General features: G+C 64.7%; 13 protein-coding genes. 4 read left to right on the top strand and 9 right to left on the bottom strand.

Annotated features, from left to right (window positions below):
* Nucleotides 1-38: 38 nt before the first annotated feature.
* Genes iolB through IE100_RS01545 form a run of 3 tightly spaced genes read right to left on the bottom strand, consistent with a single transcriptional unit; the run spans nt 39 to nt 3745 of the window.
* Nucleotides 39-836 (bottom strand): 5-deoxy-glucuronate isomerase, encoded by a 798-nt coding sequence (iolB, locus tag IE100_RS01555; protein WP_189372376.1) that lies wholly within the window; start codon nt 834-836, stop codon nt 39-41.
* Between the two features lie 11 nt (nt 837-847).
* On the bottom strand, nt 848-1747 hold the full coding sequence (gene iolE, locus IE100_RS01550) for a myo-inosose-2 dehydratase (RefSeq protein WP_189372375.1): 900 nt from the start codon (nt 1745-1747) through the stop codon (nt 848-850).
* Between the two features lie 54 nt (nt 1748-1801).
* Nucleotides 1802-3745, bottom strand: a complete 1944-nt coding sequence (locus tag IE100_RS01545; RefSeq protein ID WP_189372373.1) for a bifunctional 5-dehydro-2-deoxygluconokinase/5-dehydro-2-deoxyphosphogluconate aldolase — start codon at nt 3743-3745, stop codon at nt 1802-1804.
* Nucleotides 3746-4003: 258 nt separating this feature from the next.
* On the opposite strand from IE100_RS01545, the gene IE100_RS01540 reads away from it, so the two are divergent.
* Complete coding sequence (locus IE100_RS01540; protein WP_229800175.1) at nt 4004-4840, top strand: MurR/RpiR family transcriptional regulator; 837 nt, start codon at nt 4004-4006, stop codon at nt 4838-4840.
* Here the strand turns inward: IE100_RS01540 and IE100_RS01535 are convergent.
* From IE100_RS01535 to IE100_RS01510, 6 genes are all read right to left on the bottom strand, one after another.
* Nucleotides 4770-5687, bottom strand: a complete 918-nt coding sequence (locus IE100_RS01535; protein ID WP_189372369.1) for a DMT family transporter — start codon at nt 5685-5687, stop codon at nt 4770-4772. The genes IE100_RS01540 and IE100_RS01535 overlap by 71 nt on opposite strands.
* 112 nt (nt 5688-5799) lie before the next feature.
* The gene (locus IE100_RS01530) at nt 5800-6825 is read right to left on the bottom strand and encodes an ABC transporter permease (RefSeq protein WP_189372367.1); all 1026 of its coding nucleotides are present in this window, start codon (nt 6823-6825) and stop codon (nt 5800-5802) included.
* A 79-nt stretch (nt 6826-6904) separates the two neighbouring features.
* Nucleotides 6905-8458: a sugar ABC transporter ATP-binding protein gene (locus IE100_RS01525; RefSeq protein WP_189372365.1), complete on the bottom strand. Its 1554-nt coding sequence runs from the start codon at nt 8456-8458 to the stop codon at nt 6905-6907.
* A 62-nt stretch (nt 8459-8520) separates the two neighbouring features.
* Complete coding sequence (locus tag IE100_RS01520; protein ID WP_189372363.1) at nt 8521-9459, bottom strand: sugar ABC transporter substrate-binding protein; 939 nt, start codon at nt 9457-9459, stop codon at nt 8521-8523.
* Between the two features lie 465 nt (nt 9460-9924).
* Nucleotides 9925-11781 (bottom strand): 3D-(3,5/4)-trihydroxycyclohexane-1,2-dione acylhydrolase (decyclizing), encoded by a 1857-nt coding sequence (iolD, locus tag IE100_RS01515; protein ID WP_229800174.1) that lies wholly within the window; start codon nt 11779-11781, stop codon nt 9925-9927.
* Between the two features lie 169 nt (nt 11782-11950).
* A complete protein-coding gene (locus IE100_RS01510; RefSeq protein ID WP_189372360.1) occupies nt 11951-13003 on the bottom strand; it encodes a LacI family DNA-binding transcriptional regulator in 1053 nt (350 codons plus the stop codon).
* 255 nt (nt 13004-13258) lie between these two features.
* On the opposite strand from IE100_RS01510, the gene IE100_RS01505 reads away from it, so the two are divergent.
* From IE100_RS01505 to iolG, 3 genes are all read left to right on the top strand, one after another.
* Entirely contained in the window at nt 13259-14158 is a 900-nt protein-coding gene (locus IE100_RS01505) for a sugar phosphate isomerase/epimerase family protein (RefSeq protein ID WP_189372359.1), read from the top strand.
* 90 nt (nt 14159-14248) lie between these two features.
* Nucleotides 14249-15067 carry a TIM barrel protein gene (locus tag IE100_RS01500; protein ID WP_189372357.1) on the top strand — a complete coding sequence of 273 codons (819 nt, stop codon included), beginning with the start codon at nt 14249-14251 and terminating at the stop codon, nt 15065-15067.
* An 87-nt stretch (nt 15068-15154) separates the two neighbouring features.
* Nucleotides 15155-16168: a bifunctional inositol 2-dehydrogenase/D-chiro-inositol 1-dehydrogenase gene (iolG, locus tag IE100_RS01495; RefSeq protein WP_189372355.1), complete on the top strand. Its 1014-nt coding sequence runs from the start codon at nt 15155-15157 to the stop codon at nt 16166-16168.
* Nucleotides 16169-16170: the final 2 nt, after the last annotated feature.

Genomic DNA, 16170 nt, shown 5'->3' with positions numbered 1-16170 from the left:
GTCTGCCTGTGGTCTGTTCTGGGTCGTGGGGGTTCGGTTTACGGCTTGGCGATGATCCACTCGTGGGCCGGATCGTTCTTGAAGCACCATTCGCGCTTCGGCCCGGCCATCACGTTGAGGTAGTAGGACTCGTAGCCGTAGGGCACGGTCACCGGGTGGTAGCCTTCCGGCACCATCACCACGTCGTGGTCTTCCACCGCCATCGACTGGTCGATGCGGCGGTCGTCGGTGTACACGCGCTGGAAGGCAAAGCCCTGCGCCGGATTCAGCCGGTGATAGTAGGTTTCTTCCAGCACGCTTTCTTCCGGCAGCGCGTCGCGGTCGTGCTTGTGCGGCGGGTAGCTGGAAGAGTGGCCGGACGGGGTACGCACTTCCACCACCAAGAGGCCGTCGGCCGGCGCGGTCTGCGGCAGGATGTCGGTGACGTAGCGGGTATTGGCGTCCTTGCCGCGCACGCTGCGCTGCATGCTGTCCGGGGTGATCAGCCGTGCAGGATGGTTGCCGGCGGACGGCGCCGAGCAGAACGCCACTTCGGCAGCGCTCTCGGCGGTCACTTCCACCGCCACGCCCGGCGGCGCGTACACCGCGTACGGCGCCATGTCGTCGAACACGCTGTGGCGCTCGCCCAGGTGCGTCCACTGCTGCTCGCCCACCTTGACGCTGGCCTTGCCGGCCAGAATCACCACACAGCACTCGCGGCCCGGCTGCTGCCACACTTCGCACTCCTGCGCGGCCAACCTGACGGCGCGAAAACCGACATGGGTCCAGCCTGCCGACGCAGGAGTCACCTCCACCAGCGGCTTGCCTGCCTGGTCTGCCTTAACCAGCAAATTCATGCCTTCTCTCCTCAGGACAGGCCGGCAACCAGCCCGGACAGGGTGTTGAAGCCTTTTTGCGCGTATTCATAGCTCGGCGCGATGGTCGGGTCCTGCTCCGCCTCCACCACCAGCCAGCCTTGGTAGCCATGCTGCGCCAGACGCGCCAGGATCGGCCCGAACTGGATGTCGCCGTCACCCGGCACGGTAAAGGCGCCGTTGAGCACCGACTGCAGGAAGCTCCAGCTGCCGTTGCGGGCGCGGCGCAGCACTTCGGCGCGCACGTCCTTGCAGTGCACGTGCACCACGCGGTCGATGTGCTTGTTCAGCTCGGTCAGCGGATCGCCACCGGCAAAGTACATGTGGCCGGTATCGAACAGCAGGCCCACGTCCGGACTGGTCAGCAACATCAGCTTGTCCACGTCGGCCGGCGTTTCCACGAACGCACCCATGTGGTGGTGGTAGGCCAGCTTGATGCCGCGCGACGCCAGGTGGGCGGCAAAGGTGTTCAGCTTGGCGGCGTACTGCTGCCACGCTTCCTCGCTGGTAAAGGTTGGCCGCTTGTACAGCGCGGTACCGATCTGGCCCTGGATGGAGCCACCCACCTCGCCGTACACCATCACCTGGCAGCCGCTTTCCACCAGCAGACTCAGATGGCCTTCCACCGCGGCGATTTCTTCCTCGGCGGAGCGCTCGGCCAGATAGCCGGAGTACCAGCCGGACACGCATTCCACGCCGTACGGTGCCAGCACCGCCTTCAGTTCCGCCGCGGTACGCGGAAACTTGTTGCCCAGCTCGAAGCCCTGATAACCGATCTCGCTGCCTTCGCGCAGGATGGTATCCAGCGTGGTTTCACCGCCCAGCGACGGCAGGTCATCGTTGCACCAGGAAATCGGGTTGATGCCGATCTTTACCTTGAAAGTGGAAGTCATAGTGTTGTCCGTGTCTTTGCTTGCTGTTGTCGTTGGCTGCCGTGGTGGCGTACTTTACTGCTGGGCCTGGCGCCGTTGCGCCTGCCAGATATCGATCAGGGTTTCAAAGTTGTGACGGGCGGCAGCGATCAGGCCGGCATCGTCGATCTCGCCGGCCAGCCAGCGCTGCGACGGTTCCTGGAACAGGGTGCGGCCAACCATGAAGCCACGGCAGCTGCGGCTGTTTCGCGCCTGCTCGAAGCCCTTGCGCAACTCGCCCACCGGCGCGTTCAGGCCCAGCAGCACCACGCCGCGGCAGTACGGATCGCGCTGCTCCAGCAGGTTGTCGATGTCCTGCCACTGCTCGGCGCTCATCGACTCCAGCTTCCACCATTCCGGGTAGATGCCGAGGTTGTAGAAGCGCTTCAGCGCGCGCAGCACGGTGTCCGGCTGTTGCGGCAGCTTCCGGGACGGAATCACTTCCAGCAGCAGCTCGTGGCCGCTGAGCTGCGCCATCTGGTACACGGCGCGCACCTGTGCCTCCTGCTCCAGACGGTTGCCGACTTCGTCGTCCGGGTGGTACTGCACCAGGCACTTGATGATGTGTTCCTGCGGCCAGATTTCCAGCCGTGCCGCCAGCGCGCGGCCGTGGTCGAATTCCAGCGGGTTGGAGCCGGGCAGCTCGATCGGGCGGCCGATCCACCAGCCGCGGCCGGTGGCGGCGTACATCGCGTCCTCGCCGTAGCGGTCGTCGACCAGGATGCCGGTGCGCCCCTGCAGGCCGCTGGCGGCCTCGGTCTGCGCCACCGCCTGCACCAGCAGCGTTTTCAGCTGCGAGATGCGGCTCTCCGGCACGCCGTTCTGCCGTGCCAGCTCGAAGAACTGGTTGCGGTGGTCAAAGGCGAACACGCACAGGTTGTCCCACTGCTTGCGCTTGACGCTGACGCGGTGCAGCCGGGCTAGGGTCGGGTCTTCTGCCGGACGCAGCGGCGTCACCGGCAGGCCCAGGAAATAATCTAGCTCTGCCGGGGTCGGCATCGCCACCGAGCAGCCGTGACGCGACACCACCAGCGCACCGCAGGCGTTGGCACGACGGCAGCAGCTGGCGTAGTCCTCGCCGCGCAGCCACGCCGACAGGAAGCCGGACAGGAAGGCGTCGCCGGCGCCCAGCACGTTCATCACTTCCACCTGCGCACCGCTGATGGTGAAGGCGTCGTCGATGTCGGCCGGGATGTCGCCGTCGATCACCGCGCAGCCCAGCGGGCCGCGCTTGACCACCAGCACCGCCTGCGGCGCCAGCTGGCGCACCACTTGCAGGCAGTCCAGCAGCGCCGGCTTGCCGCCGGCGATCAGGAATTCTTCTTCGGTACCCACGATCAGGTCGAACAGCGGCAGCACCGATTGCAGGTGGGCGCTGACGGCATCATCGGCAATGAAACGCTGCTCGCCGTCGCCGCGGCCGGTCAGGCCCCACAGCACCGGACGGTAGTCGATGTCCAGCACGGTGCGCACATTGTGAGCACGGGCAAAGCCGAGCGCCTTGCGGCTGGCGGCGTTGACCTTCTCGGTGGACAGGTGGGTGCCGGTGATCAGCAGACTCTTGCTGCTGGCGATGAAGGCTTCGTCGATATCGTCTTCGCACAGCGCCATGTCGGCGCAGTTCTCGCGGTAGAACAACAACGGAAAGGTGTCGCGGTCCTTGATGCCGAGCAGCACCACGCCGGTCAGCCGCTGCGCGTCGATCTTCACCTGGCTGATGTCACAGCCTTCCTTCTCCAGCGTTTCCAGCAGGAAGCGCCCCATCTGCTCGTCGCCGACCCGCGACAGCATCGCCGACTTCAGCCCCAGACGGGCGGTACCGAAGGCGATATTGGCAGAGGAACCACCAAGGTATTTGGCAAAGCTGCTCGCATCCTCCAGACGTGCACCCAGCTGGCGGGCGTACAGGTCAACTGCCAGTCGCCCCAGGCAAATCACGTCGAGGTTACGGTCGGGTGCAAAGGATGTCTGGTTTTGCATGGTGTCGATTCCGTTGGTTTCAGAAGGTCAGTGGCACCGGCTCCGGCGTCTGCGCAGGGGTGTCGCCGTTGGCTACTGTCTTGCAACAAGATTAATCCTGCCCCGACATGAATGCAACTTTTTTTTCGTATTTATTTTCTACTAGAAATTTATTTCTGAAATATTTTTTTCAAAACACCAGCTTTCGTTTTAAGATGTAGCGGTCAACCTACAAGGTCAAAACAGCATATGAGCAACGGAATCACTGCCGATCAACTCATGCAGCGCATTTCCGAAGAGTACGAAGGCCTCAGCAAGCAACTAAAAGTCATCGCCAAGTACATTGAGGAACACCGCACCACACTGGTGCTGGAGCGCATTACCGACATCGCCCAAGCCTGCGAGGTGCAGCCATCCGCCATCGTGCGTTTTGCGCAACGTTTCGGCTTCAGCGGTTTCAGTGACATGCAGGCGCTGTTCCGCGACTCGTTCGCACCAGTGCAAAGCAACGTCAACAACTACCAGAAGCGCATCCGCACCGTGATCGCCAGCCAGAACACGCCGCTGTCCAATACCGAGCTGACGCAGAACTTCCTCTCCGCCTGCCAGCAGGGGTTGGAAGAGCTGAGCCAGTCGCTGGACCCGGCGGCGATCGACGCCGCGGTGGAGCTGCTGTACAAGGCGGAAAACATCTACGTGGTCGGTGTGCGCCGCATGTTCCCGATCGCGTCCTACGTCTGCTACGCGCTGCAGCACACCCAGAAGCGGGTGCACCTGATCTCCGGCCTCGGCGGCATGTACCACGACCAGGTGCGCAGCATCCGCGAAAACGACCTGATGATCGCGATCAGCTTCCAGCCCTACGGCCGCGAGACCCGCTACTGCGCGCGCGTGGCGGCACAGAACAAGGCCAAGCTGCTGGTGATCAGCGACAGCAAGATGAGCCCGCTGGCGCGCAACGCCAGCACCGTGCTGACGGTCAAGGAAGGCACCGCCTTCGCCTTCCGCTCGATGAGCAGCACCATCAGCCTGTGCCAGGCGCTGTTCATTGCCCTGTCTTACCGGCTGGAACTGGTGATTGAAGAGACGCAGGACGCCGGGGCTTATGACGACTGACCAGGATGGCGGCCAGGATCAGGCCGGCGCCTAGCCACTGCAGCCCCGTCATCACCGAACCGAACCACCAGCTGGCCAGCAGCGCCGTCCACACCGGCTCCAGCAGCAGGATGAAGGCGGCTCGGGCGATCGGCATCTTGCCCTGCCCCCAGTTCTGCAACAAAAAGCGCAGGCAGGTCGCCAAGAGGATGCTGGCCAGCAGCCAGTACCCGCTGGCCAGCAGCGCCTGCCACGACCACGCCTCACTCAGCACACTCCCCAGCAGACACATCGCCCCCACCATCATGAGCTGCAGCGCGGTAGCCGGCAGCGCCGGCACCCGTGCCATGAAGTGGCTATTGAGGCTGAGATAGGCGGCGGAGCACAGCGCGAACGCCAGGAACAGCCAGTCCGACGCGTGCAGGCCGCCGCCGGCGCGCAGCGACATGCAGGCCATGCCCAGGCCTGCCAGCGCCATCGACAGCCACGCGGCCGGGCTCAGGCGCGTGCCTAGCAGCAGGCGGCTGGCGAATGGCGCCAGCACCACGCCCATGCTGCAGATGAAGGCCGCCACTCCGAGGTTGCTACTGTGCTGCAACCCCTTGATCCACAGCATCATCGATACCCCGAACAGCAGGCCACAGCCCAAGGTTGACCGCAATGCCCGGCGCGGCAGCACCGCGCCGCGCCAGCGGCTCAGCACAAGCAGCAGCAGACCGGCCGTGCCGAAGCGCAGTCCCATGAACAGCAGCGGCGGCAGTTGCAGCAATACCTGCTTCGAAAACAGCCAGCCGCTGGCCGCCAGCAACGTCACCAGCAGCAACACCGCATCCGCCGCCACCCCCTTGTTTCCCCGTGCCTGATCCAAGTGCCCATACCCGCAAAAACCCCGCCGCGGCGGGGTGTAGCAATGACAAAGGCCCGGGAAGCCCGGGCCGCGTACAAGGTTGGCCGCACGGCGGCCAACCTTGGTAAAGCAATTAGCTGCGACGATGACGCTGACGATACTGGTCGGCCACCACCGCCACCACGATGATCACCCCTTTGACGATTTCCTGATAGTAGGCATCGATGCGCAGGAAGGTGAAGCCGGAGGTCACCACCCCGAGAATCAGTACACCGATCACGGTACCGGTGATCTTGCCGAGGCCGCCGTTGAGTGAGGTACCACCGATCACTGCAGCAGCAATCGCGTCCAGCTCGTACATCATGCCCATACCGGCCTGACCAGATACGGCGCGGGCGGAGGTCACCACCCCGGCAAGACCGGACAGCAGACCGGCTACCGCGTACACCACCACCAGATGGCGGGCGACATTGATGCCGGACACCCGGGCCGCGGCGCGGTTGGCGCCGATGGCGTAGGTGTACTTGCCATAGCGGGTGTAGCTGAGGATCACATGGAACAGTGCCGCCACACCGAGGAAGATCAGTACCGGGGTGATGCCGCTGCCGATTTCGGCGTAGCTGTCGGACAGCATGCTGATCGGCTCGCCTTCGGTGTACCACTTGGCCAGGCCGCGTGCGGTCACCATCACCCCCAGGGTGGCAATGAATGGCGGGATCGCGGTCTTGGCAATCACGAAACCGTTGAGCAGGCCACAAGCCAGCCCCACCACCAGGCCGGATAGCAGTGGCACCACCATCGGCAGGTCAGTCAGCGACGGAAACACTGCGCGTCCGAATTCAGAGGTCTGCGCCAGACTCGCCGACACCATGGCGGTGAGCGCCACCACCGAGCCGGACGACAGGTCGATACCGCCCATAATGATGATCTGGGTCACGCCGACGGCGATGATGCCGATCACCGACACCTGCAGGATCATCACCAGCAGGCGTTCCTTGTTGGCAAGAAAGCTTTGACCAACCAGGAACCAGCCCAGAATTTCAAAAATCAGCGCCACACCGAGCAGCACCATGAAAATCCGTGCCTCGGCAGGGATCCTGAATTTGCTCAGCGGCCCTTTGTCGAGCTTGTCGATCGTGCCGGTATTCGCGATAGCCATCGTTCCATCCTCCATGTTTGTCTTGTGGCACTGTGTGCAGTGCGTAACTTCTGTTGCCCCTCGCCAGCGCCGGACGCGCTCAGCGGGCGGCCAGTTGCATGATGCTGACCTGGTCCGCTTCGCTGCGGTCCAGAATGCCGGTCACCCGGCCGCCATGCATCACCATGATGCGGTCGCTCATACCCAGCACTTCCGGCAACTCGGACGAGATCATGATCACCGCCACCCCCTGCCCTGCCAGCCTGGAGATCAGGCGGTGGATCTCGGCCTTGGCACCGACGTCGATGCCGCGGGTTGGCTCATCCAGGATCAGGATGCGCGGGTTGGTCAGCAGCCAGCGGCCGATCAGCACCTTCTGCTGGTTACCGCCGGACAGGTTTTCCACCCGCTCGTATAACCCCGGCGCCTTCACCCGCAACGTGGCGGACATGCTTTCGCACAGCTGGTCTATCGTCTTCTGATGCACGAAACCGGCGGTGAGGTGCTCGCCGTTCAGCACCGAGATCTGCATGTTCTCGAGGATGCTGAGGTTGAGGAAACAGCCGGTATCCTTGCGGTCCTCCGTGAGAAAGGCCATGCCCTGCGCCATCGCCACCTGCGGCGAATCGACACATACCTCCTTGCCGAATACGGTGATGCTGCCGCTGCTAGCCGGGGTGACGCCGAACAGCGTCTCCGCCACATTACTGCGGCCGGAGCCGATCAGGCCGGCCACGCCGAGGATCTCGCCCTGGCGCACCTCGAAGCTCACGTCGCTGAACACGCCGTCCAGCGTCAGACCTTGCACTTTCAGCGCCACTTCGCCGATCTTGGCGGGCTCCTTGGGGAACATCTCGGTGACCTCGCGGCCAACCATCATGCGGATGATCTCGTCCCGCTCCAGCCGTTCGGTCTGCATGCAGCCGATGTAGCGGCCGTCGCGAAATACGGTGACTTCGTCGGCGATCTCCGACAGCTCGTTCATCTTGTGGGTGATGTAGATGATGCCCTTGCCCGCCGCGCGCAGCTCGCGAATGATGCGGAACAGGTGCGACACTTCGTGCTCGGTCAGCGCCGAGGTCGGCTCGTCCATGATCAGCACATCGGAGTCGTAGGACACCGCCTTGGCGATCTCCACCATCTGGCGCGCCGAGATACTGAGGTCGATGATGTTGCTTTCCGGGTCCAGATCGATGGACAGTTGTCGCAGCAGTTCGCGCGTCATCTGGTTCATGCGGCCATGATCGACCAGGCCCAGACGGTTCAGCGGCTCGCGGCGGATCCAGATGTTTTCCGCCACGCTCATGTACGGCATCAGGTTCAGTTCCTGATGGATCATGGCGATGCCGTGTTCCAGCGCGTCCAGCGGCGACTTCAGCACAATGTCGCGGCCGCGCAGGCGGAACACGCCCTTGTCCGGCTCGTGCACCCCGGCCAGGATTTTCATCAGCGTGGATTTGCCGGCGCCGTTTTCGCCCATCAGCGCATGTACGGTGCCCGGACGCAGGCGGAAGGAGGCATTGTCCAGCGCCACCACACCCGGAAACGTCTTGCGGACACCTTCCACTTCGATCAGCAGGGTCGCTTCCGGCTGTGATGTTGCGGCGGCCTCGGCAGCCGCGGCGACAACTTTCTCTGGTGCTAAACTCAACATGACTCGTGTTCCTTTGCAGCGCCGCAGCGGGTCGCCTGCCCCCGCCGCGGCAACACAGACAATCAGTTACGCGCTTCGTAGGACTTCAGGTTGGCCGGGGTCACCAGCTCGAACGGGATGTAGTTCATCGACGGCACTTTCTCGCCGCGGCCGAGCTTCAGCGCGGTGTCGATGGCGCCACGGCCCTGGCCGGCGGCATTCTGGAACACGGTCACTTTCAGGTCGCCGGACTTCATCGCGGTCAGTGCGTCGCGGGTGGCATCCACACCGGCGACGATGGTGCCGTTCAGGCGCTTGGCGGCTTTCAGCGCCTGGATCGCGCCCAGCGCCATTTCGTCGTTGTTGGACACCACTGCGTCAAATTTCACGCCGGCGCTGAGCCAGTTCATCATCAGGTCGCGGCCTTCGGTGCGCGACCACTTCGCGGTCTGCTTCTCCACGATCTTGATGCCCTTGCAGGCCGGGGTGGCAATCACGTCTTCCACGTCCTTGGTGCGCATGCGCGCCGCCTGGTTGGACAGGTCACCCATCATCACCACGATGTTGCCCTTGCCGTTCATCTGGCGGCACACCTCTTTCATCTGCAGGGTGCCGGACTCCACCTCGTTGGAACCGACAAACGCCACCTTGGCCGGCAGCACGCGGTCGGCCGGCAGGCGGTTCACGTACACCAGAGGGATGCCGGCAGCCGACACCATCTTGGTGATTTTCGGGGTCACCTCCGTATCCACCACATTGACCACGATGGCGTCCACGCGCTGGGCGATGAAGTTCTGTACCTGGGAGATCTGACGACCGATGTCGTTCTGCGCATCTTCAAACTGGACGCTGACGTCCTTCTGGCTGCCGGCGTGCGACTTCATGCTGTTGCGCAGCACGGTCAGGAAGTTGTCGTCGAAGGCCGACATGGTGACGCCAATCTTGGCGGCAGAGGCAGGCATGGCGGCGGTGGCCAGTGCAACGAATACAGCAGAACCAGCAAGCTTGGTAATACGTTTCATCGGTGTGTCTCCTGTGTTTTTTTGATTTGCTACCGGGCCGTTGAGTGCCGTGTCAGTTACGAGCAACTGCAGCGGCGTCTTCGGCAAATCCGTATTGCTAAGATAAGTGTTGCTGCCGACAATTGCAAATAAAATTTCACATAAAAATTTAAGTAGAAATTTATTTCTACAAAGCTGCCACACCATGCCTCGGGCATCGGCCGGCGCGGCCGCCGACAGCGGTGCCCGGCAGCAGAAAACCGTCCCGCCCGGCCACGTCCGGTCACCACGACAGTGCGTAGGGAGCGGATGTCTCACGGTGACCAGTCACCCGCCACTGCCGCAAGCGCACACCACCACGGCAAGCGCTTGCGGCCAACCTTGTGCCGCCAGGCTTGGCCGCAAAAAACAAGCGGGCCGCCCATCACTGGGCGGCCCACTTAGCGGAACACGAGTACCGTCAGCCGCTGACGGTCAAGCGCACACTCAGACGCGCTGCTGCCGCACCGCCTCCTCGTAGCGTTCACGCGCCGCGTTCACCTCGCTGCGCTCCGACACCTGCGGAATGCCCACCTGCCACCAGCTGCCGCCTTCCGGCGTGCACTGCGGGCCGTCCACCTGCAGGCTGATCAGATAGCTCTTGCTCGACGCGCGCGCGCGCTTCATCGCCGCTTCCAGCTCCGCCACCGTGCGCACCGTTTCCGCCGCCGCACCCAGCGAGCGCGCGTTCATCTCGAAATCGATGCTCGGCGCGCCGTCCGGCCCGGTCAGGCAGTGCTCGTACATATTGTTGAACTGCGCGCCGCCGCAGGCCTGCTGCAGACGGTTGATGCAGGCGTAGCCGGCGTTGTCCAGCAGCACCACGATGATCTTGTGCCCCAGCATCACCGAGGTGGCCAGCTCGTTGTTGAGCATCATGTAGCTGCCGTCGCCCACCATCACGATCACCTCGCGCTCGGGCTGTGCCATCTTGGCGCCCAGGCCGCCGGCCACTTCGTAGCCCATGCAGGAATAGCCGTATTCCATGTGGTAGCCACCGGGGCGGCTGGTCCGCCACAGCTTGTGCAGCTCGGCCGGCAAGGTACCCGCCGCACACACCACGATGTCGTTGGCGACAGAATCGGCCGCCGACGCCTGCACCGCGCCGATGGCTTCGGCGTAGGTCGGCAGCGCCGCGCGCGGGCTGACCACGATTTCCGCCACCTGGCGGCGCCAGGCATCGCACAGCCGCCGTGCCTGCGTGTCCCACACCGCCTCGCTGTGCCAGTCGCCAAGCTCGGCACTCAGTGCTGTCAGGCCGGCCGTGGCGTCAGCCTGGATGCTGCAGCCGCCCCACTTGATGGCGTCGAAGGTATTGACGTTGATCGACAGCAGTCTGGCCTGCGCGTACAGCGTGTGCGAGCCGGTGGTGAAATCCTGCAGCCGGGTGCCGACCGCCAGCACCACGTCAGCGTCCTGCGCCAGCGCGTTGGCCGCCGGCGAGCCGGTGACGCCGATGGAGCCGGCCAGCAGCGGGTGATCCCACGCCAGCGCTCCCTTGCCGCCGTGAGTCTCGCCCACCGGGATACCGTGCTTGTCGGCAAACTGGCGCAGTGCGGCCACGCCGCCCTGGCTGTACAGCACGCCGCCGCCGGTGACGATCAGCGGCCGCTTGGCGTTTTTCAGGATCGCGGCCAGTTCCGCCACTTCGGCGGCCTCGGCCGGCGGCTGGCGGAAGCGGATGGTGCGTTCGTTAAAGAAGCTTTCCGGCCAGTCATGCGCCAGCGCCTGCACGTCCTGCGGCAGCGCCAGCGTCACCGGGCCGCACAGCGCCGGGTCGGTGAGGTAGGCAATGGCGCGCGGCAGCGCGGTCAGCAGCTGTTCCGGCACCACGATGCGGTCGAAGTAGCGCGACACCGGGCGCAGGGTGTCGGCGGCGGAGACACCGCCGTCGTGGAAGTCTTCCACCTGCTGCAGCACCGGGTCCGGCGCGCGGGTGATGAAGATGTCGCCCGGCAACAGCAGCATCGGCAGACGGTTGACGTGCGCGGTGGCCGCGGCGGTCACCAGGTTGTTGCAGCCGGGGCCGATCGAGGTGGTCACCGCCATCATGCGGCGGCGGAAGTGCGCCTTGGCATAGGCAGCGGCAGCCAGCGCCATGCCCTGCTCGTTGTGGGCGCGGAAGGTGGGCAGCGCATCGCGCATCGCGTACAGCGCCTCGCCGAGGCCCGCTACGTTGCCGTGGCCGAAAATGGCCCACACCCCGCCAAAAAGCTGCTCGCGCGTGCCGTCTTCGGCCACCACATACTGCGCGGCCAGATAGCGCACCAGCGCCTGGGCCACCGTCAAGCGTACTGTCTTCACCTTTGTCTCCTTGTCCATGCGGCCTGCCGTGGGCCGTTACGCCGCCGTCAGCGTGCGGCTACCTGCTCACGATATAGGAACGGCGCCTTTTTGCAAAATATTTTCTTAATTTTAAATTGATAGAAATTAATTTCGCAACGTCGATCACGCCAGCGCCCGCCGCCGGCCATCAACCCAGATACGGCTGCTGCCCCATGTTCTCCGGCAGATACAGCCGGAACTCACCGGCCAGCGAGACGGAGGCATCCGCCGGCGCCATCTCCAGCGCCGCCAGCACATGCTGCAGCGCGCGGATCGCCTGCGTGTCCGGGTCCTGGTCGATCACCACGTCCAGCAGCCCCTGCTGCATGTACAGGCGGTGGTCGTCGGAAATCTCGTGCGTCACCCAGCACACCTTGTCCAGCGCAAAGCGGCGCAGCGCCGCCTCGATGCCAGGCGAGCCGGCACCGGTATTGTAGATGCCGGCAATCACGTCGCCGCGCTGGAAGGCCTGGCTCACCGCCCAGTAGCACTTGTCCGGGTCGTCGTGGGTTTCACTGCTATGGGCATCGCACTCCAGCTCCGGAAACTGCGCCGCCAGCACCTCGCGGCAGCCACGGCTGCGTTCGAGGTGGCCGCGGTAGTCGCGGCGGCTGGAGAGCAGCAGGATGCGGCCAACCTTGCGGCACAGCCGCCCCAGCAGATAGCCGGCGGTGCGGCCGGCGGCGTAGTTGTCGATGCCGACGTAAGCCGCGTCCGGCACCTCGTCCACCCGCGTCACCACCATGGCAATGTGCTCGCCGCGCGCGCGCGCCTGCTGCAAGGCGGCCCGCACCGCCGGCGTATCCGGCGCCGCCACGATCAGCGCCTGGCGCTGGTGGCGGCGCTGGGTGATGGCACGCAGCAGCGCCGCCTCGTCCTGGTCCGGCGTCCACAGCCGGTGCACCACCAGCCGCTTGTCCAGCATCGCCACCCCGCGCTGCAGCGCCAGATTGAGGCGCTGGAAGAACGGCGAGCGGTTGTCCGGCAGCACGATGTCGATATGAACCAGCCCGTGGCGGGTGTCCGGCAGCAACCGCGGCACGCCCAGCTGGCGCGCCGCCGCCACCACCTGCGCCCGCGCCCGCACCGACACGCTGCCGCGCTCGTTCAGCACCCGGTCCACGGTGGCGACGCTGACGCCGGCCAGTGCGGCGATCTCGACGAAACGCGCGCTTTTCTTGCGGCGGGGAGGGTTATCCATACGTGCTTCCTTGGTGCTGGTGATGGCGTCATACAACGTTGGCCGCATGGCTTGCGGCGGGATGCGGCCAACCCTTTCTTCAATGTTACGGACAAACTGGCCGCGGATGCGCCTGCGGCTTATCCGGGCTAGCACCCATTTTGACGATTTATCGTCAACAACAATACTGCCATTTCCGTTGACGGCCTCTAGATTTAGCCAACACCAGCCCCCGACACAGGGTGCAGCCAACACTAAAAACCCGAGGAGATCATCATGAAAATTGCACTCGACCCCTATATGCACCGCCACCTCAGCCTGCCGGCGCTGGTGCAGAAAACCGCCGAGCTGGGCTACGACCAGATCGAGCTGTCCCCGCGCGCCGACTTCCTCGACTGGTGGGTGATGCCGCGCGCTCACAAGCAGCGCATCGCCGAGTTCAAGCGCGCGCTGCGCGACCATGGCGTCGGCCTCGCCACCCTGCAGCCGATGTACCGCTGGGCCAGCCCGTTCGAGGACGAGCGGCAGTGGGCGATGAAATGCTGGAAGAAAGCCATCGAGGTGTCGGTGGAAATGGGCTGCCAGCTGATGATTTCCGAGTTCGGTCGTGGCGCCTCGCCGGAACGCTCCGTCGGTCAGGGCGCCGGCGCCAACACCAAAGAGATGTGCGAGGCCGCCTGGTGGCGTTCGATGGAAGAACTGGTGCCGATCTTCGAACGCGAGGGCATCACCCTGTCGGTGGAACCGCATCCGGAAGACTGGGTGGAAACGCTGGCGCCGGCGCTGGATATCGTGCAGGTGCTCGGCTCCAGCAACGTCAAGCTGTCCTACATCGCACCGCACACCTTCTATTACGGTGACGACATGGCCGCCATGCTGCGCGCCTCAGCGCCGGTACTGGCGCATGTACGCGTGGCCGATACCTTCAACCACAAGGCCAGCTCGCAGCTGCGCTACATCGTCAACCCGCCCGGCTCCAGCCACATCCGCGTGCACCAGCACCTGAACATTGGCGAGGGCGAGATCGACTGGGACGTGTTCTTCGCCACCCTGGCCGATACCGGCTTCGACGGCGTGCTGTCGTCCTGCGTGTTCGCCTGGGAAGAACGCGCCGACGAATCGTCGCGCTTCATGCGCCAAGAGATCCAGCGCTACCTGACCAAGTACCAGCGCTAAGCCAGCCTTACCACTGAACTGATTTCAGCCTCCCCGTGCCGCCACGGGGCAGGCCCCGCTTTGCCCAAAAACCAGAAGGAAACATCAACCATGAGCCGCATCGACTTTGCCATCAACCGCATCAGCGCACCGCGCCTGTCGTTCCATGACTACCTGGCCATGTGCCAGCGCCTGGGCGTAGCCACCATCGAGATCCGCAACGATCTGAACGGCGTGGAAATCAGCGACGGCACCGACCCGGCCGCCATCCGCGACGCCGCGCAGGCCGCCAATATCCGCATCCGTTCCATCAACGCGCTGTACCCGTTCGACGTGTTCGATGCCGACCTGCAGGCCCGTGCGGTGAAGCTGGCCGCCTACGCCCGCGACTGCGGTGCCGAGGCGCTGGTGATGTGCCCGCTGAACAGCTGGGAAGACAAGCGCAGCGCCAGCGAGCGCTACCGCGATCTGGTCGGCGCGCTGAAGCAGCTGCGCCCGATTCTGGACGACCACGGCATTACCGGCCTGGTGGAGCCGCTGGGCTTCGAGGAGTGCTCACTGCGCCGCAAGTCCGACGCGGTGAAGGCGATTTTCGACGCCGCCGGCGAGCGCCACTACCAGCTGGTGCACGACACCTTCCACCACCACCTGTCCGGCGAAGACATCTTCTATCCCGAGCTGACCGGCCTGGTACACATCTCCGGTGTGGAATCGACCGAGCTGGCCGACAACCAGATGCGTGACGGCCACCGCGTGCTGGTCGGCGATGCCGACCGCCTGGGCAACCTGCGCCAGCTGGCCATCCTGCTGCAGCGCGGCTACGACGGCGTGGTGTCGTTCGAGCCGTTTGCCGCCGAAATCATGGAGGCATCCGACAGCGAAACCCTGCTGCGCAGCAGCATGGACTACATCCGCCACTCGCTGACCTGAACCGCAAGCCGCACCAGGTTGGCCGCAAGCCATGCGGCCAACCTGAGCCCGACAGCAACAACAGCCACTACATAGAGAGAACAGATCATGACATTGCAAATCGGCGTTATCGGTACCGGTGCCATCGGCCAGGACCACATCCGCAGAATCACCCAGGCGCTGTCCGGCGCCCGCGTGGTGGCGGTCAACGACATCAACCCGCAACAGGCGCGCGACACCGTGGCGCGCTACCAGCTGGACGCCATCGTGCACACCGATGCGCACACCCTGGTAGCCGACCCGGCAGTCCAGGCGCTGCTGGTGACCTCCTGGGGCCCGACCCACGAAGAGTTCGTGCTGGCCGCCATCGCCAAGGGAAAGCCGGTGTTCTGCGAGAAGCCGCTGGCGGTAACCGCCGAAGGTTGCCGCCGCATCGTGGACGCCGAAATCGCCCACGGCAAGCGCCTGGTGCAGGTCGGCTTCATGCGCCCGTACGACGCCGGCTACCGCGCGCTGAAGGACGTGATTACCAACGGCCACATCGGCGCGCCGCTGATGCTGCACTGCGCACACCGCAACCCGAGCGTGGGCGACAGCTACACCACGCCGATGGCGATCACCGACACCCTGATCCACGAGCTGGACGTGCTGCGCTGGCTGCTGGACGACGACTACGTGTCCGCCCAGGTGGTGTTCCCGCGCAAGAGCAGCCACGCCAGCTCGCACCTGGCCGACCCGCAGATCGTGCTGCTGGAAACCACCCGTGGCGTGCGCATCGACGTGGAAATCTTCGTCAACTGCCAGTACGGCTACGACATCCAGTGCTCGGTGGTGGGTGAAACCGGCATTGCCAACCTGCCGGAACCGGCCAGCGTGCTGCTACGCAGCGAAGCGCGGTTGGGCACCACCATCCTCACCGACTGGAAGCAGCGCTTCATCGACGCCTACGACGTGGAGCTGCAGGGCTTCATCAACGGCATCCGCGACGGCGCGCTGACCGGCCCGTCGGCCTGGGACGGCTACGCCGCCGCCGTGGCCGCCGATGCCTGCGTCAAGGCGCAGGAAACGCGTCAGGTCGAAGCCATCAGCATGGGTGCGCGTCCGGCGTTCTACCCGCGCTAAGC

Origin of the sequence: Vogesella alkaliphila, assembly GCF_014652475.1 — a bacterium.
Lineage (GTDB): Bacteria > Pseudomonadota > Gammaproteobacteria > Burkholderiales > Chromobacteriaceae > Vogesella > Vogesella alkaliphila.
The sequence above is the reverse complement of the archived record's forward strand: the minus strand, read 5'-3'. Positions and strand labels throughout refer to the sequence as shown.

Excerpts from the sequence above, each read along its gene's own strand:
- IE100_RS01530 (WP_189372367.1), bottom strand. The coding sequence starts at position 6,825 with ATGGCTATCGCGAATACCGGCACGATCGACAAGCTCGACAAAGGGCCG.
- IE100_RS01510 (WP_189372360.1), bottom strand. The coding sequence starts at position 13,003 with ATGGATAACCCTCCCCGCCGCAAGAAAAGCGCGCGTTTCGTCGAGATC.
- IE100_RS01505 (WP_189372359.1), top strand. The coding sequence starts at position 13,259 with ATGAAAATTGCACTCGACCCCTATATGCACCGCCACCTCAGCCTGCCG.
- IE100_RS01545 (WP_189372373.1), bottom strand. The coding sequence starts at position 3,745 with ATGCAAAACCAGACATCCTTTGCACCCGACCGTAACCTCGACGTGATT.
- IE100_RS01540 (WP_229800175.1), top strand. The coding sequence starts at position 4,004 with ATGCAGCGCATTTCCGAAGAGTACGAAGGCCTCAGCAAGCAACTAAAA.
- iolG (WP_189372355.1), top strand. The coding sequence starts at position 15,155 with ATGACATTGCAAATCGGCGTTATCGGTACCGGTGCCATCGGCCAGGAC.
- iolE (WP_189372375.1), bottom strand. The coding sequence starts at position 1,747 with ATGACTTCCACTTTCAAGGTAAAGATCGGCATCAACCCGATTTCCTGG.
- IE100_RS01500 (WP_189372357.1), top strand. The coding sequence starts at position 14,249 with ATGAGCCGCATCGACTTTGCCATCAACCGCATCAGCGCACCGCGCCTG.
- iolB (WP_189372376.1), bottom strand. The coding sequence starts at position 836 with ATGAATTTGCTGGTTAAGGCAGACCAGGCAGGCAAGCCGCTGGTGGAG.
- IE100_RS01520 (WP_189372363.1), bottom strand. The coding sequence starts at position 9,459 with ATGAAACGTATTACCAAGCTTGCTGGTTCTGCTGTATTCGTTGCACTG.
- IE100_RS01525 (WP_189372365.1), bottom strand. The coding sequence starts at position 8,458 with ATGTTGAGTTTAGCACCAGAGAAAGTTGTCGCCGCGGCTGCCGAGGCC.